Genomic DNA, 23,386 nt, shown 5'->3' with positions numbered 1-23,386 from the left:
TCACCGGTTCAGCTTGCGCGCGGCGGCGTCGCCGACGTCGACGGCGATCGGCGGCGCCTCGACGCCATACGCGTGCACTTCGCACGCGATGTCGTGCAGCGCGCGCGGATCGCGGGCGGGCACCGCAACGTTGGCACCGCGTCGCACGAACGCATGAGTGGCGGCCCGGCCGCCCCCGGCACTCGCACTCGTGATCGCGACGGTCCTCACGGTCGATTCCTCCTGTTTGTTCGCGGTGGCCGGCACGCCGCCGAGACATTCCCGGGGTTGCCGGCCGTAACACGATCGGCGTAGCAAACTGCGTGCCGGATATCGCACGGGCCGCGGCACCCTGCCCCCGAACGATGAACCGTCGCCCGATTTACAAGCCGGCTGTAACGCGCTGCACGTTGCGTGCACAACGCCGGGCGCCTCGCCTACGCGCCGTCCGCGCACGGAACTTGCTCCGCCGCGAACGGTTTGTCGTCACGCCGCCGGATCCGGCAAGGAGTCGCCGTTGCTCGTCCCGCCGTTCATGAATGCGTGCCGTATTGCCGAGACCGCCGATATCGCCGGTATCGCCGGTATTGCCGGTATTGCCGATACCGCCGGTATTGCCCGCATCGCCGGCATCGCCGCGGCCGCGTGCATCGTCGCGCCGCGGTCAGCGCGTGCGGCCGACGCTTCTGCGTCACTCGCCGGCCCGCTGCCGCTCGCGTACGTCGCGCATGCTGCCGGCCCCGCTGCAGATCCGGTGCTCGTGCTCGGCTGGGCCTTGCTCGCGCTGTGCACGTTCGTCTGCGCGACGATCGCGGTGCTGCTGCTGATCGCGATGTTTCGCCGCCGCGCTCAGGCGGGCGGTGGTCGCGGCAGCGGGCTCGCGATCGTGACGGTCGGCTCCGCGATCTCGATCGCGCTGCTGTTCGGCGCGCTGGTCTACATGCTGCGCGTGCTCGGCGCGGTCGCGGCGCCGCCGCGTCCGCCCACGCTCACGATCGTCGTGACCGCGCACGACTGGTGGTGGGCCGTGCGCTATCCGGACGACGCGGGCGGCGCCGCGTTCGTCACCGCGAACGAGATCCACATCCCGGTCGGCGAACCCGTCGCGGTCGAACTGAAGAGTGCGGACGTGATCCATGCGTTCTGGGTCCCGCAACTGGCCGGCAAGACGCAGACGATCCCGGGCCAGACGAATCATCAGTGGCTGCAGGCCGACCGGCCGGGCGTCTATCGCGGACAGTGCTCGCAATACTGCGGCGCGCAGCACGCGCACATGGCGTTCGAGGTCGTGGCCGAACCGCCCGATGCGTTTCGCGCGTGGCTCGCCGCGCAGCGGCAGCCAGCGCCTGCCCCGGCGGCCGGCGCCGAGCAGCGCGGCCAGCGCCTGTTCGCCGCGCGCTGCGCGGGCTGCCATGCCGTACGTGGCACCGACGCGGCCGGCGACGCGGGCCCCGACCTGTCGCATCTCGGGTCGCGCCGGCTGCTCGCGGCCGGCACGCTGGACAACACGCCCGACAACCTGCGGCGCTGGCTCGCGCAGGCCCAGCAGATCAAGCCGCAGACGCTGATGCCGTCGTTCGCGCTCGCGCCGCGCGACGCCGACGATCTCGCCGCGTATCTCGCGACGCTGCACTGAACGGAGGATGACGATGGCCGTTGCCCGCGACCCGCCCGCCCCGCTCAGCCGCGTGCCGGACCTCGGCGAAGCGCCGCCCGGCTCCGCGCACGAGCGCGAACTGGCCGGCCTGTGGGAATCGGAACCCGGCTGGCGCGGCTGGCTCGGCACGGTCGACCACAAGCGCATCGGGCTGCGCTACATCGTCACCGCGTTCGCGTTCCTGCTGCTCGGCGGCGTCGAGGCGCTCGTGATGCGCATCCAGCTCGCGCGGCCGGACGCGACGGTGCTCACGCCTGCGCAATACGACGCGCTGTTCACGATGCACGGCGTCACGATGATCTTCCTGTACGCGCTGCCGGTGCTGTCCGGCTTCGCGAACTATCTGTGGCCGCTGATGCTCGGCTCGCGCGACATGGCGTTCCCGCGCCTGAACGCATTCTCGTACTGGGCGTTCCTGTTCGCCGGGCTGTTCCTGTATGCGAGCTTCCCGCTCGGCGCGGTGCCGGACGGCGGCTGGTTCAATTACGTGCCGCTCACGTCGCTCGACTACAGCGCCGGCGCGAACATCGACATCTATGCGCTCGGCATGATCCTGCTCGGCGTCTCGACGACCGGCGGCGCCGCGAACTTCGTCGTCACGCTGCTGCGGATGCGCGCGCACGGGATGTCGATCGACCGGCTGCCGATCATCGTGTGGGGCACGCTCACCGCATCGGTCGCGAACCTCGTCGCGGTGCCGTCCGTGAGCCTCGCGTTCCTGCTGCTGTGGCTCGACCGCAATGCCGGCACGCACTTCTTCGACGTCGCGAACGGCGGGCGGCCGCTGTTGTGGCAGCACCTGTTCTGGATGTTCGCGCACCCGTGGGTGTACGTGGTCGTGCTGCCCGCGATGGGGATCGTGTCGGACGCGCTGCCGACCTTCTGCCGCCGGCCGCTCGTCGCCTACGAGGCCGTCGCGGTATCGACGGTGGCGACGATGCTGATCGGCTTCGAGGTGTGGGTCCACCACATGTTCGCGACCGGCATCGCGCCGCTCGCGCTCGCGTTCTTCGGCGCGGCGAGCATGCTGATCTCGATCCCGAGCGCGGTCGCGGTGTTCGCATGGCTCGCGACGATCTGGACCGGCCGCCCGGTGTTCCGCACGCCGTTCCTGTATTTCGCGGGCTTCGTGCTGATGTTCGTGATCGGCGGCGTGTCCGGCGTGATGACGGCCGCGGTGCCGCTCGACTGGCAGCTGACCGACACGTATTTCGTCGTCGCGCACCTGCATTACGTGCTGCTCGGCATCAACGTGTTCCCGGTGCTCGGCGGGCTCACGTACTGGTTCCCGAAATTCACCGGGCGGATGATGAACGAGCGCTTCGGACGCCTGACGTTCTGGGTCGTGCTGGTCGGCTTCAACCTCGGCTTCTTCCCGATGCACGTCTCCGGGCTGCTCGGGATGCCGCGCCGCATCTATACCTATCCGTCCGGAATGGGCTGGGACACGTCGAACCTGCTGACGACGATCGGCTCGTTCGTGTTCGGCATCGGGATCGTGATGTTCGTCGTCAACGCGCTCGTCAGCGCGCGGCGCGGCGCGCGCGCCGGCGGCAATCCGTGGGGCGCGGCCGGGCTCGAATGGTCGGTCGCATCGCCCGCGCCCGTGTACAACTTCGCGGTGCTGCCGCTCGTGGCGTCGCGGCACCCGCTGTGGGAAACGCCCGACGACGCGAAGCGCACCAGCGTGCAGGTCGGCTACCGGCTCGCGGACGGGCGCGAGGCGCTCGCGGTCACGCCGCTCGCGGCGACGCCGAGCGCGATCCTGAAGATGCCCGAAGACAGCAGCGTGCCGCTCGTGCTCGCGCTGCTCGCGACCGCGGTGTGCGCCGCGATGCTGGCGCGCTCGCCGACGCTCGTCTGCGCGGCCGTCGCCGGCTGCGCGATCGGGACCGCCGTGTGGCTGTGGCCACGCCGCACGCTCGGGCAGCGCGCACGCCTCGCGGCCCGCGATACCACGCAGGCGCCGTCGGCGGCCGCCGGGCTGGATCCGGAACGGCCGCCGTCGGCCGCGGTGCCGCCCGGCGCGCCGGCCGCGTGCGTCGAGCCGTTGCCGGTCGGCAGTTACGGCGAACGCGCGGGCGGCTGGTGGGGCGTCATCACGCTGATCGTGACCGAGGCCGGACTGTTCGGCTATCTGCTGTTCTGCTATTTCTACCTGCAGTCGCAAGCGGCCGCGCCGTGGCCGCCCGAAGGGATGCCGAAGCTCGGGCTCGCGGCCGGGAATACGGTCGTACTGCTGTCGAGCAGCGGGTTCGTGTGGCTCGCCGAGCGCGCGGTGCGGGCCGGCAGGCAGGCCCGCGCGGTGGCCGCGCTCGCCATCGCGCTGGCGCTCGGCGTCGCGTTCGCGCTCGTGCAACTGAACGAGTGGCGCGACCATCCGTACGGCCCGACCGCGCATCAGTACGGCAGCCTGTACTTCACGATCACCGGCTTCCACCTCGCACATGTGGTGGCCGGCCTCGTGATCCTCGCGCTGCTCGCCGGGTGGACCGCCGCCGGCTTCTTCGGCCGCGAGCGACGCGTCGCGCTGACGGTCGGCGGGCTCTACTGGCACTTCGTCGACATCGTGTGGCTGTTCATCTTCACCGCGCTGTACGTGTCGCCGTACTGGCTCAGGAGCCCGGGATGAACGGCGCGCGACGCTCGCGGACGCCCTTGCTCGCGATCGCGGCCGGCCTGGTCGGCGCGCCCGCGCTGTGGTTCGCGCAGATGCTCGCGTCCGAAACGCTCGCGTCGACCGCCTGCTATCCGCTCGGCGTCGCGCAGGCGGTGCCGCGCTGGGCGCACGTCGGCGTGTGGCTCGCGCTGATCGCCGCGTGCGCGTTCGCGCTGGCGGCCGTCTTCGCCACGTGGCTCGTGCGCACCTGGCAACGCCGGCATGACGCCGATGTGCAGGCCGCGACGCGCGACGACAGCACGCGATTCCTCGCGCGCTGCGGGATGCTCGCCGCGCTCGGGTTCGTGATCGGTCTCGTGTTCACGGGGATCGTCACCGCTTTCCTGGGGCCGTGCAGTCCATGGCGCTGATCTCGTTCGTTGCGCTCGCTTCGATCGTTTCGCGCTCGGCGCGTCTCGTTCCGGGGCGCCGCGCCGGCGTTGCGCTCGCCGCGTGCGCCCTGCTAGCCGCATGCGACATGCAGCGGGACGACCACGCGATGTCCGCCGGCGATACGGCCGACGCCGCGTCGGCGGCCGAAGCAGCCGAGCCCGCATCGGGCTGGCGGTTCGTGAAGATTCGCGCGTCGGCGGCCGATGCCGGGGCGTCGATGTCGGCGCGGGTGGAAAGCGATCGGCGGCTGTCGCGGTCGCGCGATGCGACGGCGTCGGATTCGGCATCGTCGGGGGCATCCGCCACGCCGCGCGATGCGGCATCCGCGGCGTCCGCGGCCGCCGCCCGTCGCCCGGTCGTAGCCGCCGCCGCCGCGAGCGCCGATGCCGCCACCATCGCGCGCGGCCGCTATCTCGCGTTCGCCGGCGACTGCGCGGCCTGCCACGACGCGGCCGACCACACGCCGTACGCGGGCGGCCAGCCGGTGAATTCCCCGTTCGGACCGATCTATGCGCCAAACATCACGCCGGACACGGCGCACGGCATCGGCGACTACACGCTGCGGCAGTTCGACGACGCGTTGCGGCGCGGCGTGCGCGCGGACGGCAGCCGGCTCTATCCGGCGATGCCGTACCCGTCGTTCGCGCGCATGACCGACGACGACGTGCGCGCGCTGTATGCGTATTTCATGCGCGGCGTGGCGCCGTCCGCGAACGCTGCGAAGCTCACGCAACTGCCGTTTCCGTTCAACCAGCGCTGGGCGCTCGCGCTGTGGAGCCTCGCGTTCGCGAACCACGACCGTTTCGCGCCGCAGCCGTCGCAATCGTCGGAATGGAATCGCGGCGCGTATCTCGTGCAGGGGCTCGGCCACTGCGGCGCATGCCATACGCCGCGCGGCCCGGCCTACAACGAGCGCGGCTACGACGAACGCAGTCCCGCGTTCCTGACGGGCGGCATCAACGATCACTGGTTCGCGCCGAACCTGACCGGCGCGAATGCGGACGGCCTCGGGCGCTGGACCACCGACGACCTCGCCGCGTTCCTGCGCAGCGGCCACGCGGTGCGCGGTGCGGTGTTCGGCGCGATGGCACCGGTCGTCGCCGAGAGCACCGCGCGGCTGACGGATGCGGACCGCCACGCGATCGCCGTGTACCTGAAGTCGTTGCCCGCGCAACCGACCGCCGCGACGAATCCGCTCGGCGTCGGCGTCCCGCGGCTGACGGCCGCCGGGCCGCGGCCGGAAGGCGGCCAGCAGGCGCCGGGAGCCGGCGTGTATGCAGCATTCTGTGCGCGTTGCCACGGCGCCGACGGCGCGGGCGTGCCCGGGCGCGGGCCGCCGCTCGCCGGCAATTCCGCCGTGCTCGCGGCCGACCCGACCAGCGCGATCCGGATCGTCGTGGAAGGCGCACGGCCGGCGCCCGGCACGCACGGGCCCGTGCAGCGGATGCCGGCGATGCGCGGCGCGCTGACCAGCAGCGAGATCGCCGCAGTGGTCAGCTATGTGCGCGGCGCGTGGGGCAATCGCGCCGCACCGGTGTCGGAGCAGGATGTGAGACGGTTGCGGGCGGCGATCCACCGCTGAACCCCGGTCGCGATCGACATGTATGACTAATCTAACCGTACGAACCGGTCCGGCCGGTTCACGCGCTCAGTGCGGCATCGCCGGCGCCGCTTCGACGTCGGACCGGCCCGGGCGCAGGCAGAGCGTGGCAAGCGCGGCGCCCGCGAGCGGCACGGCCAGCGCGAGGAAGAATCCGGACGGCCCGCCCCACGCCAGGAACGTGCCGCCGACGGCCGAGCCGGCGATCGCGCCCGCGCGGCCCATCCCGATCGCCCAGCCGGTCGCGGTCGCGCGCAGCGCGGTCGGATACGCGCCGACGATCAGGTAGTTCAGCGCGATCTGCTGCCCGCCGATGCCGAACCCGGCCGCGCCGACGAGCGCGAACACCAGCGCCCAGTTCGTGCCGGCGTAGCCGAGGGCGAGCGCGATCGCGATGCCGGACGCGAACATCGCGCCGAGCAGGTTGCGCGTATTCACGCGCGGCAGCACGATCGACAGCGGGATCGCGCACACGATGAACACCGCATTGACGATCACGGTGCCGACCGGCGCCTGCTGCGCGGTCAGGCCGGCCGCCTTCAGCACCGTCGGCAGCCACGACAGCAGCATGAACCATGCGATCCAGTTCAGCAGGTAGATCGCCCAGATGCCGAGCGTGTTACCCGCGTGGCCGTCGCGGAACAGCGCGGCCACGCTCGCTTTCGTCGTCGCCTCTTCGGGCACGGACAGGCGCGCGTCGGACGGCAGCGCCTGTGCGACGATCTTCGACAGCGTCGCCCGTACCCGCTGCTGCGCGCGTGCGTCGTCACGCGACGCCAGATAAAACAGCGACTCCGGCAGCAGCAGCGCGACGAGGCCGAGCACCGCGAGCGGCGCCGCGCCGCCCACGACGAAGATCCCCGGCCAGCCGATCACCGGCAGCATGCGCGCGGCGAGCAGCCCGCCGAGCATCGCACCGGCGGGCAGGCCGAGCAGCACGCCCGTCATCACCGCGCCGCGCAGCCGGGCCGGACAGTATTCGGCCGCGAGCGCGAGCAGCACCGGCGTGCAGCCGCCCATCCCGAGCCCCGCGACGAAGCGCAGCGCAAGGATGTGGCGCGGGTCGCCGGCCCACGCGGTCGCGAGCGTCGCGCTGCCGAACAGTGCGAGGCCGATCATGATCGCCGGCCGGCGGCCGATGCGGTCGCCGACGAGGCCGAGCGTCATCGCGCCGATCGTCATGCCGACGATCCCGGCGGTCAGGATCGGGGCGAGCGCGCCCGCCGGCAGCCGGAACGACGCGAGGATCGCCGGGCCGGTAAACGCGATCGCCTGCGTGTCGAAGCCGTCGAGCAGCGCGATCAGCACGCACAGCGCGAGTACGCGAATCTGCAACGCGCCGAGCGGCGCGTCGTCGATCAGCGCGGGAATCGAGCGAACGGAAGCAGCAGTCATGAAAGCGTCTCCAGGATCGCGCCGTCGTTGCGGGGCGATCCGTTTATCGTTTTTGAAATACGGCGTGAAGGGGTTGCGTATCAGTCCGCCCGCACCGCGACGGCCTTGATCTCGACGATGTAACCGGGCGAGCCGCCGAGCATGTGCGCGCCGACCGCGGTCCACGCGGGCCGCGGATGCGCATGCAGATAGCGGTCGCGTACCTCCATGAACAGCGGCAGGTCGCGCATGTCGGTGTGGAAGGTCGTCAGGTCGACTACGTCGTCGAGCGATGCGCCGGCCGCCTCGAGCACCCGCTTCAGGTTCTCGAACGCCTGCACGATTTGCGCCTCGCGGCCTTCGACGAGCTGCATCGCGGCATCGCGGCCGATCTGGCCGGATACGTAGACGGTATCTCCGACCTTGACCGCCGGCGCGTAGCCGATTTTTTCGTACACGGCTTCCATTCCGGCGGGGATGATCGCTTCGCGTTTGGGCATGAGTGTCTCCGGGGCCGGCGTGTCGGCGCCGGCCGGTTGTTGGATGGTTGTTGGGTGGTCGTTCGCGCGCACGCCGGGCTGCGGCGCGCACGTGTCGGAAGAAGCGCGCCCCTCAACCCGTATCGCCACCCGCGACCGGCAGCACCGTGCCGGTGATGTAGCTCGCCTCGTCCGACGCGAGGAACAGGATCGGCGCGATCTGCTCGTCGAGGCTGCCGTAGCGCTTGAAGAACGTCGAATCGGTCACCTGCCGCACCGCTTCGGCCATCCACGCCTGCTCCTGCGCGTTGTCGCCGGCCGCATTGCGCGGCACGCGGCGCGGCGGCGCCGTGGTGCCGCCCGGCGCGGTCGCGACCACGCGGACGTTGTGCTCCGCGTATTCCATCGCGAGCGCCGCTGTCAGCGCATTGACGCCGCCTTTCGCCGCCGAGTACGGCACGCGGCGAATCCCGCGGGTCGCGTTCGACGATACGTTGACGATCGTGCCGCCGCCCGCGGCCAGCAAGTGCGGCAGCACCGCGTGGCAGCTGTAGAGCGTCGGCATCAGCGAGCGGCGGATCTCCGCGTCGATCTGCTCGGGTTCGAACTCGGCGAACGGCCGCATCCGGATCGCGCCGCCGACACCGTTGATCAGCACGTCGATCCGGCCGAACGTCGCGACCGCGCACGCCATCGCCGCGCGCGCGCCGTCGTAGGTCTCGAGATCCGCGACGAAGCCGGCCGTGTTGCCGCCCGGCGCTTCGGCGGCCACCTCGGCCACGAAGTCCGCGCGGTCGACGAACAGCACCCGGCCGCCCTCGGCCGCCGCGCGCAGTGCGACGCCGCGGCCGATGCCCTGCGCCGCGCCGGTGACGACGACGACCTTTCCGGAGAATCGTTGCATGGTCATGCCGCCTTTGCCGTCACGTTCGGGGTGAACTTCTCGTAGTGGAAGCTGTTGGGCTTCACGCCTTGATCGTCGAAGTACTGGCGCACCGCGTCGACCATCGGCGGCGGCCCGCACAGATAGACGTCCACGTCGCCGTCGTTCAGCGCATCGGCCGGAATGTGCTGCGTGACCCAGCCCTTGCGTTCGTGGCTCGACGCCGCATCGGCGACGACCGTCGCAAAGCTGAAGTTCGGCAGCTTCGCCGCATACGCTTCGATCGCGTCGACCAGCACGAGGTCGAGATCGCGCGTCACGCCGTAGATCAGGTGCACCTTCTGCTGCGAACCGCTGCGCGCGAGCACCTCGAGCATCGACAGGAACGGCGCGAGACCCGTGCCGCCCGCGAGGAACAGCAGCGGCCGCGCGACGTCGCGCAGGTAGAAGCTGCCGAGCGGCCCGTTCAGTTCGAGCGTGTCGCCCGGCTTGGCCGATTCGAGCCACGTGCTCATCACACCGCCCGGAATCTTCTTGATCAGGAATCCGACCTTCGTGTCGCCCGGCGCGGACGAGAACGAGTACGAGCGGTGCTGGCCGCTGCCCGGTACGCCGATGTTCACGTACTGGCCCGGCAGGAACACCGGTGCGGCCGCGTCGACGTCGAGTTCGAGCACGATCGCCGCGTCGTTGTGCTGGTCGACCTTCGTCACGGTCGCGGCAAACGCGCTGTGGCCGGTCTTGCACGCGACCGACGACGTCGGCACCGCGATCACGCAATCGCTTTTCGGCACCATCTGGCACGTCAGCACGAGGCCGCCGTCCTTCTCGTCCTCGGTGAGCGCGTCGTCGATGTAGTCGTCGCCGAGGTCGTAGCTGCCGCTTTCGGCGCGGCACTTGCAGGTGCCGCACACGCCGTCGGAGCAGTCCATCGGCAGGTTGATCTTCGCGCGGAACGCGGCGTCGAGCACCTTCTCGCCGGCCTTGCAGTCGATGAAGCGGGTGACCCCGTCCTCGAAGTTCAGTGCAATCTTGTAGGTGGACATGACCTCGTCTCCCTGTGTTACTGGTCGAAACAATCGGCGTCAGACGTGGTACACGTCGAGCACCTGCCGGATGTAGTCGTTCTTCAGCACGATCTTCTTGTTCGAGATCAGCAGCGCGTCGCCCACCTGGCGCAACGTGACGAACATCGTGCCGAAGAAGTGATCGGTCACGCGGTAGCGGTGGTTCAGCGTGTGGAAGTTGTAGCGCACGTCCACCTCGCCGTCGCGCTCGGCCAGCACCTCGACGTTCGTCACGTTGTGGCTGGTGCGCGGCTCGGGCGTCGACGCCCCGCTGCGCTCGGTCTTGATCCGGAACACGCGATCCTCGAGGCCGCCGCGATCCGCGTAGTACATCAGCGAGATCTGGCTGTGCGGATCGTCGGTCGGCCGGTCGTCGTCGTCCCACGCGGGCATCCAGTACGTGACGTCTTCCGTGTAGCAGGTGAGCCACGCGTCCCACTCGTGGTCGTCGAGCAGGCGCGCTTCGCGATACAGCGCCGCGCAGATGGTCCGGTAATCGATGTTCATGCTTCCACCTCCCCGCGTTCCTGCTTCAGTGCATCGCGCATCACGTGCACCCAGTGTTCGTGCTGGCACACGAACAGCCCTTCGTCCTCGCTGCGCTCGCCCGACATGCGCGGGTTCAGCCCCATCCGTTTCGCGTTCTCGTCCGGCCCGTGGATCCACAGCGGCGCGCCGCGCGACAGGTCGTTCCACATCGCCGTGATGCCCGCGTAGCCGGCCTGGCACGCGCGGAACTCCTCGAGGTCGTCGGCCGTGCCCATGCCGCTCACGTTGAAGAAGTCCTCGTACTGGCGGATCCGCGTCTCGCGGTCGGCGTCGCTCTCGCCCTTCGGCGCGAAGCAGAAGATGCTGACTTCGGTCTTGTCGACGCCGAGCGGGCGCACCACGCGGATCTGCGTGCTGAACTGGTCCATCAGGAACACGTTCGGGTACACGCACAGGTTGCGCGTCTGGTTCACGATGAAATCGGCCTGCACTTCGCCCACGCGCGCCTTGATCTCGTCGCGGTGCTGGTACACGGGCCGCACTTCGGGGTTCATCGTCTTGGTCCACAGCAGGATGTGGCCGTGGTCGAATCCGTACACGCCCGCGACCGACTTGCTCCAGCTGTTCGCATCAACGGCCTTGGTGCCGTCTTCCTTGCGGCGGCCCATCGTCGCCGCGTAGTTCCAGTGCACGGTGCTCACGTGATAGCCGTCACAGCCGTTCTCCATCTGCATCTTCCAGTTGCCTTCGTAGATGTAGGAGGAGTTGCCGCGCAGCACTTCGAGGCCGTTCGGCGCCTGGTCGACGATCTGGTCAATGATCACGCGCGCCTCGCCGAGGTAGTCCTCGAGCGGCAGCACGTCGTCGCTGAGGCTGCCGAACAGGAAGCCGCGATAGTTCTGGAAGCGCGCGACCTTCTTCAGGTCGTGCGAGCCGTGCGTGTTGAACTGCACCGGATACTCGGTCGTCTTCTCGTCCTTCACCTTCAGCAGCTTGCCGGTGTTCGAGAAGGTCCAGCCGTGGAACGGGCACGTGAAGCTGCCCTTGTTGCCGTGCTTGCGGCGGCACAGCATCGCGCCCTTGTGCGCGCATGCATTGATCACCGCGTGCAGCTCGCCGGTCTTGTCGCGCGTGATGACGACCGGCTGGCGGCCGATCCACGTCGTGTAGTAATCGTTGTTGTTCGGGATCTGGCTTTCGTGCGCGAGGTACACCCAGTTGCGCTCAAAGATGTGCTTCATCTCGAGCTCGTACAGCGCCTCGTTCGTGAAGATGTCGCGGCGGCAGCGGAAGATGCCGGCCTCCTTGTCGTCCTGCACGGCGGTGGCGAGCAGGTGGTCCAGTTCGGTGGTGGGGTCGATCGTGGCGGACATGTTGGTTCCTCCTGTGCGCGTGCCGGGTCCTGCAAGCACGCTCGCATCGGTATCGATTGAATCTCGCGGGAGCCCGGCCGGCGGCGGCGCCTGCGCGCCGCCGAGCCGTCGGGCGGTTATGCCGTGGCGGAAGCGCGCAGGCGTTCGACGATCTGGTTGTCCTTGCCCTCGACACGCGGCGTCAGGACGAAGTCGAACTCGATGTCCTGGTACGCGTCGGCCTTCAGCCCGAGCGCGGCGCCGCCGGTCTTGCCGGTGACGGGCGGGATCAGCTCCTCGCGGGTCGCATACGCGAAGTCGTCCCAGATCAGCGGGTCGCCGTCGATGTTGAACTGGGTCGTCAGCTTGCGGTGGCCGTCGCTCGTCACGAAGAAGTGCACGTGCGCCGGGCGGTTGCCGTGGCGGCCGAGGCGGTCGAGCAGCTGCTGCGTCGCGCCCTGCGGCGGGCAGCCGTAGCCGACCGGCATCAGCGTGCGGAACTCGTACTTGCCGTCCGCGCCCGTCTTCACCGCGCCGCGCAGGTTGAAGTCGCTCTGCGCGCCGGTCGGGTCGAAGTGCGAATAGAAGCCGTGCGAGTTCGCGTGCCAGCATTCGACCAGCGCGCCGGCCACCGGCTTGCCGTCGAGATCCTGCACGGTGCCGTGGATCACGAGCGGGCCCGCACCTTCGTCCGCGTCGAGATCGATCTTCGCGACGCCGTCGCGCACCGGCGCGCCGGCGACGTACAGCGGGCCTTCGATCGTGCGCGGCGTGCCGCCGTCGAGGCCGATCGCCTCGTCCTCGGCGTCCATCCGGATGTCGAGATACTTCTCGAGGCCGAGGCCGGCCGCGAGCAGCGCCGCTTCGCCGTCCTGGCCGAGCTTGTTCAGGTAGTTCACGCCGGCCCACACTTCGTCGGGCGTGATGTCGAGGTCGTCGATCGCCTTGAACAGGTCGCCGAGCAGCCGCAGCACGATCTGCTGCGTGCGCGCGTCGCCGCCGTTAGCGCCGTTCGCGCCCGCGTTCGACGCGGCCTTCAGCAGATCCTGCACTTCCTTGGTTTCGAAAACTTTGACGCTCATGATGGTGTCTCCACGTGTATTTGGGGAAAGGTGACCCGGGGTGCTCGCCGTTGCAGAAGCGGCGGCTCCGTGGCTCAAACGTCGCCGTCGTGTATCGACGACGGGTGGCGACACAACGGCGTCACCGAAATCTTCATGTACGGGAACAGCGGCAGGCCGGTCAGGATCTCGTGCAGCTCGGCATTGCCCGACACGTCGAACACGCTGTAGTTCGCGTATTCGCCGGCGATGCGCCAGATGTGGCGCCACTTGCCGCTGCGCTGCAGCTCCTGCGAGTACGCCTTCTCGCGGGTCTTGATCTCGTCGGCCACCGCGGGCGGCAGGTCGGCCGGGAGGTTGACGTCCATGCGTACGTGGAAAAGCATCGTGATGTCCTGGTACGTGAGCGGGTTGTCGCGGGTATTAGCGGGTCAGCGGGCGACTTTCGTCAGCCCGTAGCGGGTGAAGCGCGCGACCTTCGCTTCGTCGAGTTCGATGCCGAGGCCCGGGCCGCTCGGCACGGTCAGCTCGAAATCGCTGTAGTCGAGCGGGGTCGCGAGAATCTCTTCGGTGATCAGTAGCGGTCCGAACAGTTCGGTGCCCCACTGCAGGTTCGCGAAGCTCGCGAACAGATGCGCGGACGCGACCGTGCTGAACGCGCCTTCGAGCATCGTGCCGCCGTACAGCTCGATGCCGGCCGCATCCGCGATCGCCGCGACGCGTTGCGCCGCGAACAGGCCGCCGCTCTGCTCGATCTTGATCGCGAACACGTCCGCGCCGTGCTGCTTCGCGATCTCGAACGCGCTGTCCGGGCCCTGCAGGATTTCGTCGGCCATCAGCGCGACCGGGAAGCGGCGCATCAGCCGTGCGAGCGCCGCGGCCGACGCGACCGGCTGCTCGACCAGTTCGCAGCCGGCATCGGCGAGCGCCGGAATCGCGCGCGCGGCCTGCGTTTCGCTCCATGCCATGTTCACGTCGACGCGCACCGAGGCACGCTCGCCCACCGCCCGCTTGATCTCGGCCACGTGCCGGATGTCCGCGTCGAGCGCCTTCGCGCCGATCTTCAGCTTGAACACGTTGTGGCGGCGCAGGTCGAGCATCCGTTCGGCCTCGGCGATATCGGTCGCGGTGTTGCCCGATGCGAGCGTCCACGCGACCGGCAGGCGATCGCGCCGGCGGCCGCCGAGCAGTTCGCTGACCGGCACGCCGAGGCGCTTGCCGTGCGCGTCGAGCAGCGCGGTTTCGAGCGCGCTCTTCGCGAAATGATTGACCTTCGCGAGCTTGCCGAGGAACGCCATCAGCGTCTGGATGCGCGTCGCGTCGCGGCCGATGATCGCGGGTGCGAGATACGCGTCGATCGCGAGCTTCATCGCCTCCGGGCTTTCCGGGCCGTAGGCCATCCCGGCGATCGTCGTGCCTTCGCCGAGGCCCGTCACGCCGTCGCTGCAGGTCACCTTCACCAGCATCAGCGTCTGGCCGTGCATCGTGGCGACCGACAGCTTGTGCGGACGGATCGTCGGCAGGTCGACGAGGCGGGTTTCAATGCGTTCGATGGTGACTGGGGACATGGGGCACGCTGCGTGTGGGGGGTTCATGGGACGGATTTATACGCGGCGGGGAAATGGAGCGTCCAATACTTTTGGTCTCGCTTTTTGATACCTGGGAGGTATTGAAAATCGCTTGAATGCCCTTGATATTGCGGCGCACCATACCTATTTTGGCTAGGTATGCGGGCTGAGAGGCTTGCTGGAGCGCGGTCTTGCGGGTCCGGGGTGTTGCTTGGGCGGGGGTGCGGTGCGGCTGCTTTCGGTGGGGGGAAATCGGCTGAAAACCGGTGGGCTGCCTGAGCCGATCAGGGTTTTCCTGAGGGGAAACACGCGGGGTTGGCCGTCCGGTCTTCGGCTTCGGCGTCGGTTTCTGCGGACGAACGAAAAACATCGGTACGCGGATATCGACGCCCGACGCAGAGGCTCCTCATCCATCAGAAGCTGACAGTACACGCCGTAGCTGCTGCAGGAGGCGCGATGCCGCGGCATTCAGGTGTCGCGTTGCCTAAGGCCGTCAGCATGAGCACGAGGGGTTGCGCGAACCGGTGGCCCGGCTTGCTTGAGAAGTTCCGGCAGGAAGCGCTCGACGCTCACCAGTTCTCTGTTTGCGGCGTGTGGCAAGCCGAAGCAACCGACGACTGCGCAAGTTTTTTCTGACATCGGTACATGCCCGCAATCGGCCAACTACGGTCGGTCGACGGGGTCCCGAGATCGTCGACAATGAGGCTGCAGACGACGTGGAGATCGCAGATATGAACAAGACTCGAGAATTCTTGCTACCGTTCGGAATCGATCTCAGGGTTGAAGACGAAATCGCAAGTGTCGACTCCGGCTTGCCGGAAGCGCTCCCCAGCTTCAGCGATCCCGTCGAAAACAGACGCATCGTAGGGATTGTTGAAGGCGTCGAACAATTGTTGCTTTCGCTAGCGCGTGTCGGTATCGATTTATCCAATCCGCAGTTCGCACAGGCATTCAACGATTGCGTAGCCAACCTTCAATCAGGCTAATGGGCGAATTTCCATGTACGGCCAGAAGCGGCCGTTCGACGGCACGTCCCACATCGTCGACATTTTAAGGACCAGTCCTCATGACCGGAAATGTAAGTAGGGAATTTCGACTTCAAACGGCATCAGACGTCTTGCGCGACGGACTCGGACTCGAACTCTTGAACGACAATGGAGAGGTTGTTGCCGAAGTATTTCGCAGCGATGCCAAAAATTCACTGGAGGTTTCCCTATTCGAGAAAAATTTACCTTTCGTCCAAATTGAGCGCCTATTGAAAGAAGCGCGCTGGCTTCTCGGAACATTCGAGGACGGAAGCTCGCTGCCACCGGCTTTGGCGTAGTCCTGTAGAGAAATCCCATTTATATGGCGTACGCGCATACGTTAGAAGTCAACGTATGTGTCTCGGAACGATCGCTCCTCGTAGCACCGAAAGACCGCTTCGCGCCGGTTAGCGTCCGCCCGAAGGAGCGCAGACTGGATCTCCCTTCATAGAAAGGAGATTGTCATGAGTGGTCGCTTGCCGGCCAGGAACGGTCATTGGTACTCGGTGCCAGAATCGTCGACAATCCGACGATGGAGCATCTATCGGAACCGGTTATCTTGGGGATCGTACTGGATGAAGAACACACTGGGTTACCTGCATGAGGTCTGGCTCTGCCCGGACGGATTCGGCAACGCTCTACCCGCATGTATCGCCCACGGACCAGCCGGAGATGCCGCCCGTGCCCTCAATGAGCCGGGCAGTGAATGGATATGGACGTTTTGGGCATCGTCACATGCGGAGGCGATGGGTATTTATTACGAATTCGTCGGCTATGGAAAGTACGCATCCCGATTCGACGACGATCTCCTTCCTTATCCGCAAGATTGGTATGAGCGCCAAGTCGCCCATCTGAACTGCAAGTGATCGATGCATGCGCGTCTGCCCAGCGTCTTTGTGTGTTGCATCGACCGGTTGAATCCACCGTCGGTGACTGCCGATCCGGAAAAACATGAGCGCAGGTCTTGGCACCGATTCGCGCGATGAGCGTTGTCAGACACGGCGCAGCTCCTACTGCACCAACAATCCCCTCACCGACTGTTCAATTTCCGCACACCGAATCGCAGGCACCCACCGACCCGCGCGGCCGCGCCGGGTGGGAATAAACCCGGATAGCCCCGCTTCTCCTCACCCGCCTACCCTCGCGCGCATGCCGGTCGGGCGGCGCAACGCCCGCTCCGGCCGATCGGAATTTCGTGAGGAGACTACATGGATAGCAGCAGCAACACCGCCCTGTTCGACGCCGACATCTGGCGCGGCAAGACCTTCACCGGCAGCTGGCACGCGAGCCCGCACACGGCCGACGTGATCGAACCCGCAACGGGCAACACACTCGGCCGCATCGGTCTCGCGGATGCCGGGACAATCGCCGACGCATCGGCCACCGCCCATCGCGCACAGCCCGCCTGGTTCGCCCTGCCCTACGACGACCGCGCGGCGGTCCTGCGCCGCGCCGCAGCCGTCGCCGAAACGCACTTCGATGCGATCGTCGACTGGCTCGTGCGCGAAAGCGGCTCGACGCGCGCGAAGGCGTCGTTCGAAACCTCCGTCACGATCAAGGCACTGCACGAGGCAGCCGGGCTGCCGTCGCGCGCGGCCGGCGAAGTGCTGCCGTCGGCGGCCGGCCGGCTGTCGCTCGCGCGCCGCCGCCCGCGCGGCGTGGTCGGTGTGATCTCGCCGTTCAACTTCCCGCTGTACCTCGCGATGCGCGCGGTCGCACCGGCGCTCGCGCTCGGCAACGCAGTCGTGCTGAAACCCGATCCGCGCACGGCCGTATGCGGCGGCGTCGCGATCGCGCGCGTGTTCGAGCTCGCCGGCCTGCCGGAAGGCGTGCTGCACGTGCTGCCCGGCGACGGTGCGGCCGGCGCGGCGCTGGTCGCCGATCCGCACGTCGCGATGATCCAGTTCACCGGCTCCACCGCGGCCGGGCGCAAGGTCGGCGAAGCGGCGGGCCGCCACCTGAAGAAGGTGTCGCTCGAACTCGGCGGCAAGAACTCGCTGATGGTGCTCGACGACGCCGATCTCGACCGCGCCGTCGCCAACACCGCATGGGGCGCGTATCTGCATCAAGGCCAGATCTGCATGGCGACCGGCCGCGTGCTCGTGCAGCGCACGATTCACGACCGCTTCGTCGCGAAGCTCGTCGAGAAGGCACAAAGCCTGCGGGTGGGTGACCCCGCGACCGCGGACGTCGGCCTCGGCCCGCTGATCAACGCCGCGCAGCGCGATCATGCGGCGCGCGTGGTCGACGCGGCCCGTCGGGCCGGCGCACGCGTCGAGACGGGCGGCGGCCATCGCGACCTGTTCTTCGAGCCGACCGTGCTGAGCGGCGTCGCGCCGGGCAACCCGGCATTCGACGAAGAGATCTTCGGGCCGGTCGCGATCGTCGTGCCGTTCGATACGGACGACGAGGCGATCGCGCTCGCGAACCGGACAGAATACGGGCTGTCGATGGCGATCCTGTCCGCCGACGTCGGGCGCGCGCTCAGGATCGGCGAGCGCTTGAACACCGGGCTGCTGCACATCAACGACCAGACGGTCAACGACGAAGTGATCAACCCGTTCGGCGGCGTCGGCGCATCGGGCAACGGCTCGAGCATCGGCGGCAGCGCGAACTGGGAAGAATTCACGCAGTGGCAGTGGCTGACGATCAAGGGTGAAGCGCCGCTTTACCCGCTTTGACGAGGAGACCGACCATGTACACCGAAAACGATACGCGCGCCGTCACCGCGGCCGTCGCCCGTGCCGCCGGCGCGCCCTTCTCGATCGAATCCGCCCGGATCCGCGCGCCGCGCGGCGACGAGGTGCTGGTGCGCGTCGTCGCGACGGGCCTGTGCCACACCGACCTGATCGTGCGCGACCAGTACTACCCGGTGCCGCTGCCGGCGGTGCTCGGTCATGAAGGCGCCGGCGTGGTCGAGGCGGTCGGCCCGAACGTGAAGACGCTCGCCGCGGGTGACCACGTCGTGCTCACCTACGGCGCATGCGGCCACTGCGCGTCGTGCGTCGGCGGCCACGGTGCATATTGCCGCCAGTTCTTCGGGTTGAACTTCGGCGGCGCCGACGCGGACGGACAGACCGCGATCCGCGACGCAGCCGGGCAACCGCTGCACGATCATTTCTTCGCGCAGTCGTCGTTCGCGAGCTACGCGCTCGCCCGCGAAAACAACGCGATCAAGGTGCCGATGCAGGCGCCGCTCGAACTGCTCGGGCCGCTCGGCTGCGGGATCCAGACTGGCGCGGGCGCGGTGATCAATTCGCTCGCGGTGCGCACGGGCAGCAGCTTCGCGAGCTTCGGCGCCGGCGCGGTCGGCATGAGCGCCGTGATGGCCGCGCGCGTCGCGGGCGCCACCACCATCATCGCCGTCGACATCGTGCCGTCGCGGCTCGCGCTTGCGCTGGAGCTCGGCGCGACGCACGCGATCAACAGCAAGGAAGTCGACGTCGTCGACGCGATCCGCGAGATCACCGGCGGCGGCGTCGACTACGCGCTCGAGTCGACCGGACTGCCGGCCGTGCTGTCGCAAGGGATCGATGCGCTCGGCTCGCGCGGCACGATGGGCGTGGTCGGCGCGCCGAAGCTCGGCACCAAGGCCGAATTCGACGTGAACAGCCTGCTGCTCGGCGGCCACACGATCCGCGGCATCGTCGAAGGCGACAGCGTGCCGCAGACGTTCATTCCGCAGCTCGTGCAGTTGTATCTGCAAGGACGGTTTCCATTCGACCGGCTGGTGAAGTTCTATCCGCTCGACCAGATCAACCAGGCGGCGGAAGACAGCAGCAAAGGCATCACGCTCAAGCCGATCCTGCGTTTGCCGCATTGAGCGCAGGGGGCGCCGCCGGCCATCGGTGGCCATCGTGGCTATCGGGCGGCAATCGGGCTGCGATCGGCGGCGCCCCTGTCGGGAAAATACCGCGCTGCGGGCGCCGGGCTATATTACGCATTCGCGCGACACGCCGGGCCGCCACGCCCGGCCCCGGACACTCGACCCCCAAATGGAGCGCAGCGTGAAGACGGCCCCCGAATCCCTTGCACGGCCGGTCGACCTCGACCGGCTCCGCGCCCGCTTCGCGGCGGGCGAGCCGCTGCCGGAAACGGCATTGCCGGCCAGCGTCGCGCGCTCGTGGCTGCGTTCGCGCGACGCCGGGCTCCGGCCGTGGCAAACCGCCCACTACGAAATGCAGCGCGAGTTCGACGAACCGCGCGCGGACCGGCGGCTGCTACGCTGCGTCGCGCAGGAGATCGAGCAGCTGTGGGCCGCGTTCGGCGGCAGCGAGTGGACGATCTTCTGCGTCAATCCGCGCGGCACGATCATCCATGCGCGGCGCAGCCCGCAATGCGACGACACGCTGCTGACGCCGATCGTCGCCGGCCGCCGGATCGTCGAACCGAACATCGGCACGACCGCGCCGAGCTGCGTGATTCACGACGGCACGGAGGCCGTCGTTGCGGGCGCGCAGCACTATCTCGACGAGTTTTCGCAGGTGTTCTGTCTCGCGGTGCCGCTGGTCGGCTTCGACGGCGAGGTGATCGGCGCGCTCGACATCACCGGCATCGGCCGGCGCAATGTCGTGCAGCTGCGCGAGCAGTTCCGGCATGCGGCGCTGTCCGCCGAGCAGCGCCTGTATGCGATGCTGCGCGACTGCCATCTGCTGCAGGTGCAATACGATCCACGCTGGCTCGGCACACCGCTCGCCGGGGTCGTCGCGCTCGACGAAGCGGGCCGCGTGCGCGCGGTGAGCCGGCTCGCGCGCCAGATGCTCGACCTCGCGCCCGAAGGGCCGGTCGCGCCGGTCGATCTCCGGCAACTGTTTCCCGGGGCGACGCCCGCGCAACAGCGCCGCCTGCTGACGCCGGCGCGCACGCCGCAACGGATCGCGCGGGACGATGGTAGCCACGTATGGGTGCGCACGGTGCGTGCGCCGCTCGATCGGGCGACGACGGCGCGCCACGCCGATGTGCTCGAAGAAGCCGCCGACGTGTGCAACGCGGCGCCGGCCGCCAGCCCTCAGGCGAGCCTGCACGAACAGTCGCTCGACGCGATCCGCCGGGCGCTCGGCGAGCACGACGGCAATGTGTCGGCGGCCGCGCGGCAGCTCGGTATTTCACGTACGACGCTTTATGCGAAGCTCAGGCAGCTCGATGCGGCGGGGCTCAGGACTGGCGGGCCGCATCGCGTAGACCAAAATGAAGTCGCCACCGTTTGCGAAGTGAAGATGTCGCTCCGTCGGTCGTCGTTGACCAAGAAATGCGGAACCGTCGGGAATTCGTGAGGTTGCACGCCGCGCATTAAGGTTGTCGCTGAGCACGGTATCGCGAAGACGTGCGGACAGCGGGGACGCGGTTCGTGACTCACGGACTAGACTGCGGCGATCCCCGTGGTCGGAAACACCGTCGGTTCCTGGTCCTCACCGGCGTCGTCCGGTCCGCGACACGCCGGGCGGCTCATTCGCGTCGTAATCAAAACTGCGCCGTCACCTGGAACCCGAGCGTAACCCGGGCCGTTGGAAAACCGGACGGCTTGTAGATCGGCGTTCCTGCGAACAGGTCATAGCCGAATCCACCGAAGCGCGTCCCGACGCTGCCCTTGACGCCGATCACCGCGCCGGCAAGCTGCGTTCCGACTAGCGCGACCGGCTGCGGGCCCCACACGCGGCCATAGTCCAGCCCGGCGTAAATCGCTTGGCCCGTTTGGCCGATCGGCATTTGCAACTCGTTGCGCCAATACAGGCCACGTGCTGCCGCCAACATCGTTTCACCGTCGAAACCGCGCACCGTGTAGCGGCTACCGATGGTCAAGTCATCGATGTAATACAGCGTATTACCCGTGTACTGGCCGTGAATGCTCGTCACATAGCGGAACGGCTGCTTGGCGATCGCAAACGGCACCGACAGATTCGCATCCACCACCGCCATCTTGTAGCGGTAGGTCGGGCCACCACCGGCCGCGAGTATGTCGTCCCGCGCGCCGAGGCCGCCGACACCCTGACGATAGGCCAACGTGCCGTCGAACTGCGCCCCGTTGAAGTAGTGGCGATCGGTCAAGCCGAATTCGACCATCGTGTTGTTGCGACGCTGTTGCGTGATTTCCGTATCTTCGATGAAGCTTTCGCCGAAGCGACGCGACAGGCGGACGTACCCGCCGAACACATCGTTCTGACTGCGCAGCAGCACGCGCGCCAACTTGAAATCCAGCGTCTTCGAATTGCCGCTCGCGACGAACGTCTGGTTCACGCCGGCAATTTGTTGATAGTAGGTGTTCGTGTACGCCGCAATCGTAGCGGTCCAGTAGCCCCACGGAATCGAATAGAAGCCATTCCAACCGTGCGACCCAAGGCGCTTGTCGCCGAATTCGAGGTCTTGACTGACGCCGACGTTAAACACGTCGTTCAAGCCCAAAGGGTTATCGACCAATCGACAGATTGCCCTGCAGTTTGCCTGTCGCGCGTGTGCCTGAATTGTCGATCGACGCGACGACGGTCCACGGCTTGCCGCGCTTCACGTCCAGCACCACATCGCTTTCGCCAGGCTGGTCAGCGGGGACGATTTGCATCGACACGTCCTGACTGGTGACGCGCTTCATCTGCTCCAGACCTTGCTCAAGGTCGCGCAAGTTCAGCACTTCGCCGTCACCGGTTGGGAACGCGGTCTTCCACGTGCCGCGCAATTTCTCGTCGGCGAAACGAACGTGCCGAATCACGCCCGGAATCAACGCAAGCTTCAGCGTGCCGGTCGCCAACTCCTGTTCCGGCAGCAACACGCGCGTCGTGATGTAGCCGCGCGCCAAGATTTCCCGAGACAACGCCTTGACGATCGTATCGACGCCTTGCTTACCGACACACTGGCCCGCGTAGTGGCCGAGCCATTCGCGCGCGAAGGCGAAGCGATCCATCGGCAGCGCGGACGCACCGGCCGACTTCGCGGCATCGGGAAACGAATCCGGCACGTCGAGCGCAAAGCGGTCAATACGGAAACACGGCTGTTCGCTCGGCAACGTCGGATAAGTTTCGACGCGCGGCACTTCCGATCGCACGGAACGGACACGAAGCGCGGCGTCGCGCTGCTGCGCGTCGCGTTGCTGCTGCGCCTGTCGATCCTGTTCCGCGTTCACACGTGCGGCGGCAGCTCGATCTTCTGCGGTGGGTGCCTGCTGTGCGTGAACCCCGAGCGATAACAAGGCCGTGATCTGTAACACCGTCAGCCGCTTAACAATTGTCATTATTATTAAATCACTTATATTTGATCGGCAATCTTGATTGCCGATCAGTCAAATATATACTTCTTAATCAACAATCCCGCGAAAATCATCCAAAATGCAGCCACAACAATCCAGTAATTTCTACGGGAACTCTTGCTCATTTTGGACCATGTCTCTTCGTCCGGACCACCTGGCGCGACCATATAAATTCCTATTTCTTCGGGTTACTCAAAGGGACGGCATGACTAAATGGTGAGACGCCAAAGGAGATTTTCCCCGGCGACGCGATTCCAAGCTCAAGCGCAGTGCTTCCGCCATAGGAATGTGTTATCGCAATAAATGCATTCACATCAAACGGCGTCGGTACGGACAAATATGCCTGAGTTGCGTCGCCGGTCATAAACGAATTAGTTGAGGTAGCGTCATGGGCGCCCCATATCCATCCCAACGTCCCGACAATACCAGGCATCGTCGTAATCGAACGAGGATTAGCTTGGGTGACCCCTCCAGATACGTATGTTGTGCTGCGCGCCACAACCGCGCGATTTTCCGCTCACGCATCGCAGCATCAGGGAACGCATGGAGGCAGATCGGCGTGCACG

General features: G+C 67.4%; 21 protein-coding genes and 1 pseudogene. 10 read left to right on the top strand and 12 right to left on the bottom strand.

The window, feature by feature from the left end:
- On the bottom strand, positions 1 to 210 hold the full coding sequence (locus U5A56_RS15230) for an SDR family NAD(P)-dependent oxidoreductase (RefSeq protein ID WP_321809655.1): 210 nt from the start codon (positions 208 to 210) through the stop codon (positions 1 to 3).
- Positions 211 to 496: 286 nt separating this feature from the next.
- Between U5A56_RS15230 and coxB the strand changes: the two genes are divergently transcribed.
- Genes coxB through U5A56_RS15210 form a run of 4 tightly spaced genes read left to right on the top strand, consistent with a single transcriptional unit; the run spans position 497 to position 6,270 of the window.
- Positions 497 to 1,615: a cytochrome c oxidase subunit II gene (gene coxB / locus U5A56_RS15225; RefSeq protein ID WP_321923162.1), complete on the top strand. Its 1,119-nt coding sequence runs from the start codon at positions 497 to 499 to the stop codon at positions 1,613 to 1,615.
- Positions 1,616 to 1,628: 13 nt separating this feature from the next.
- The gene (ctaD, locus tag U5A56_RS15220) at positions 1,629 to 4,268 is read left to right on the top strand and encodes a cytochrome c oxidase subunit I (protein WP_321923161.1); all 2,640 of its coding nucleotides are present in this window, start codon (positions 1,629 to 1,631) and stop codon (positions 4,266 to 4,268) included.
- A complete protein-coding gene (locus U5A56_RS15215) occupies positions 4,265 to 4,666 on the top strand; it encodes a cytochrome C oxidase subunit I (protein WP_321923159.1) in 402 nt (133 codons plus the stop codon). Before ctaD ends, U5A56_RS15215 begins: the two co-directional genes overlap by 4 nt.
- Complete coding sequence (locus U5A56_RS15210) at positions 4,657 to 6,270, top strand: cytochrome c (RefSeq protein WP_321923157.1); 1,614 nt, start codon at positions 4,657 to 4,659, stop codon at positions 6,268 to 6,270. Before U5A56_RS15215 ends, U5A56_RS15210 begins: the two co-directional genes overlap by 10 nt.
- A 66-nt stretch (positions 6,271 to 6,336) precedes the next feature.
- Here the strand turns inward: U5A56_RS15210 and U5A56_RS15205 are convergent, their stop codons facing one another.
- From U5A56_RS15205 to U5A56_RS15165, 9 genes are all read right to left on the bottom strand, one after another.
- Positions 6,337 to 7,683, bottom strand: coding sequence for an MFS transporter (locus tag U5A56_RS15205; protein ID WP_044843434.1), 1,347 nt, complete (start codon positions 7,681 to 7,683; stop codon positions 6,337 to 6,339).
- Positions 7,684 to 7,763: 80 nt separating this feature from the next.
- Positions 7,764 to 8,162: a RidA family protein gene (locus U5A56_RS15200; protein ID WP_321820140.1), complete on the bottom strand. Its 399-nt coding sequence runs from the start codon at positions 8,160 to 8,162 to the stop codon at positions 7,764 to 7,766.
- Positions 8,163 to 8,274: 112 nt separating this feature from the next.
- Positions 8,275 to 9,051 carry a benzoate diol dehydrogenase BenD gene (gene benD / locus U5A56_RS15195; protein WP_321923154.1) on the bottom strand — a complete coding sequence of 259 codons (777 nt, stop codon included), beginning with the start codon at positions 9,049 to 9,051 and terminating at the stop codon, positions 8,275 to 8,277.
- The gene (gene benC / locus U5A56_RS15190) at positions 9,048 to 10,070 is read right to left on the bottom strand and encodes a benzoate 1,2-dioxygenase electron transfer component BenC (RefSeq protein ID WP_321923152.1); all 1,023 of its coding nucleotides are present in this window, start codon (positions 10,068 to 10,070) and stop codon (positions 9,048 to 9,050) included. The genes benD and benC overlap by 4 nt, the downstream gene beginning before the upstream one ends.
- A gap of 39 nt (positions 10,071 to 10,109) precedes the next feature.
- On the bottom strand, positions 10,110 to 10,598 hold the full coding sequence (gene benB, locus U5A56_RS15185) for a benzoate 1,2-dioxygenase small subunit (RefSeq protein ID WP_321923150.1): 489 nt from the start codon (positions 10,596 to 10,598) through the stop codon (positions 10,110 to 10,112).
- Positions 10,595 to 11,953: a Rieske 2Fe-2S domain-containing protein gene (locus tag U5A56_RS15180; protein ID WP_321923149.1), complete on the bottom strand. Its 1,359-nt coding sequence runs from the start codon at positions 11,951 to 11,953 to the stop codon at positions 10,595 to 10,597. Before U5A56_RS15180 ends, benB begins: the two co-directional genes overlap by 4 nt.
- A 116-nt stretch (positions 11,954 to 12,069) precedes the next feature.
- Positions 12,070 to 13,014, bottom strand: a complete 945-nt coding sequence (gene catA / locus U5A56_RS15175; protein ID WP_321923147.1) for a catechol 1,2-dioxygenase — start codon at positions 13,012 to 13,014, stop codon at positions 12,070 to 12,072.
- Between the two features lie 74 nt (positions 13,015 to 13,088).
- Positions 13,089 to 13,379 (bottom strand): muconolactone Delta-isomerase, encoded by a 291-nt coding sequence (gene catC / locus U5A56_RS15170; RefSeq protein ID WP_321820136.1) that lies wholly within the window; start codon positions 13,377 to 13,379, stop codon positions 13,089 to 13,091.
- 45 nt (positions 13,380 to 13,424) lie between these two features.
- Positions 13,425 to 14,561, bottom strand: a complete 1,137-nt coding sequence (locus tag U5A56_RS15165; protein ID WP_321923145.1) for a muconate/chloromuconate family cycloisomerase — start codon at positions 14,559 to 14,561, stop codon at positions 13,425 to 13,427.
- A gap of 731 nt (positions 14,562 to 15,292) precedes the next feature.
- Here U5A56_RS15165 and U5A56_RS15160 point away from each other — a divergent pair.
- From U5A56_RS15160 to U5A56_RS15135, 6 genes are all read left to right on the top strand, one after another.
- Positions 15,293 to 15,547, top strand: a complete 255-nt coding sequence (locus tag U5A56_RS15160; RefSeq protein ID WP_321923143.1) for a hypothetical protein — start codon at positions 15,293 to 15,295, stop codon at positions 15,545 to 15,547.
- Between the two features lie 80 nt (positions 15,548 to 15,627).
- Positions 15,628 to 15,885 carry a hypothetical protein gene (locus U5A56_RS15155; protein WP_321923141.1) on the top strand — a complete coding sequence of 86 codons (258 nt, stop codon included), beginning with the start codon at positions 15,628 to 15,630 and terminating at the stop codon, positions 15,883 to 15,885.
- Positions 15,886 to 16,161: 276 nt separating this feature from the next.
- A complete protein-coding gene (locus tag U5A56_RS15150; protein WP_321797372.1) occupies positions 16,162 to 16,452 on the top strand; it encodes a hypothetical protein in 291 nt (96 codons plus the stop codon).
- A 342-nt stretch (positions 16,453 to 16,794) separates the two neighbouring features.
- Positions 16,795 to 18,267, top strand: coding sequence for a benzaldehyde dehydrogenase (locus U5A56_RS15145; RefSeq protein WP_321923140.1), 1,473 nt, complete (start codon positions 16,795 to 16,797; stop codon positions 18,265 to 18,267).
- A gap of 14 nt (positions 18,268 to 18,281) precedes the next feature.
- Entirely contained in the window at positions 18,282 to 19,409 is a 1,128-nt protein-coding gene (locus U5A56_RS15140; protein WP_321923138.1) for an NAD(P)-dependent alcohol dehydrogenase, read from the top strand.
- A 184-nt stretch (positions 19,410 to 19,593) separates the two neighbouring features.
- Complete coding sequence (locus U5A56_RS15135) at positions 19,594 to 20,859, top strand: helix-turn-helix domain-containing protein (RefSeq protein WP_321923136.1); 1,266 nt, start codon at positions 19,594 to 19,596, stop codon at positions 20,857 to 20,859.
- A 187-nt stretch (positions 20,860 to 21,046) separates the two neighbouring features.
- Here the strand turns inward: U5A56_RS15135 and U5A56_RS15130 are convergent.
- Positions 21,047 to 22,805: pseudogene (locus tag U5A56_RS15130) on the bottom strand (ShlB/FhaC/HecB family hemolysin secretion/activation protein).
- A gap of 190 nt (positions 22,806 to 22,995) precedes the next feature.
- Positions 22,996 to 23,319 carry a polymorphic toxin type 22 domain-containing protein gene (locus U5A56_RS37180; protein WP_415749141.1) on the bottom strand — a complete coding sequence of 108 codons (324 nt, stop codon included), beginning with the start codon at positions 23,317 to 23,319 and terminating at the stop codon, positions 22,996 to 22,998.
- Positions 23,320 to 23,386 lie beyond the last annotated feature (67 nt).

The sequence above is a fragment of the Burkholderia sp. BCC1998 genome, from assembly GCF_905339875.1.
Classification (GTDB): Bacteria; Pseudomonadota; Gammaproteobacteria; order Burkholderiales; family Burkholderiaceae; genus Burkholderia.
This window is presented reverse-complemented; position numbering and strand designations above follow the sequence as displayed.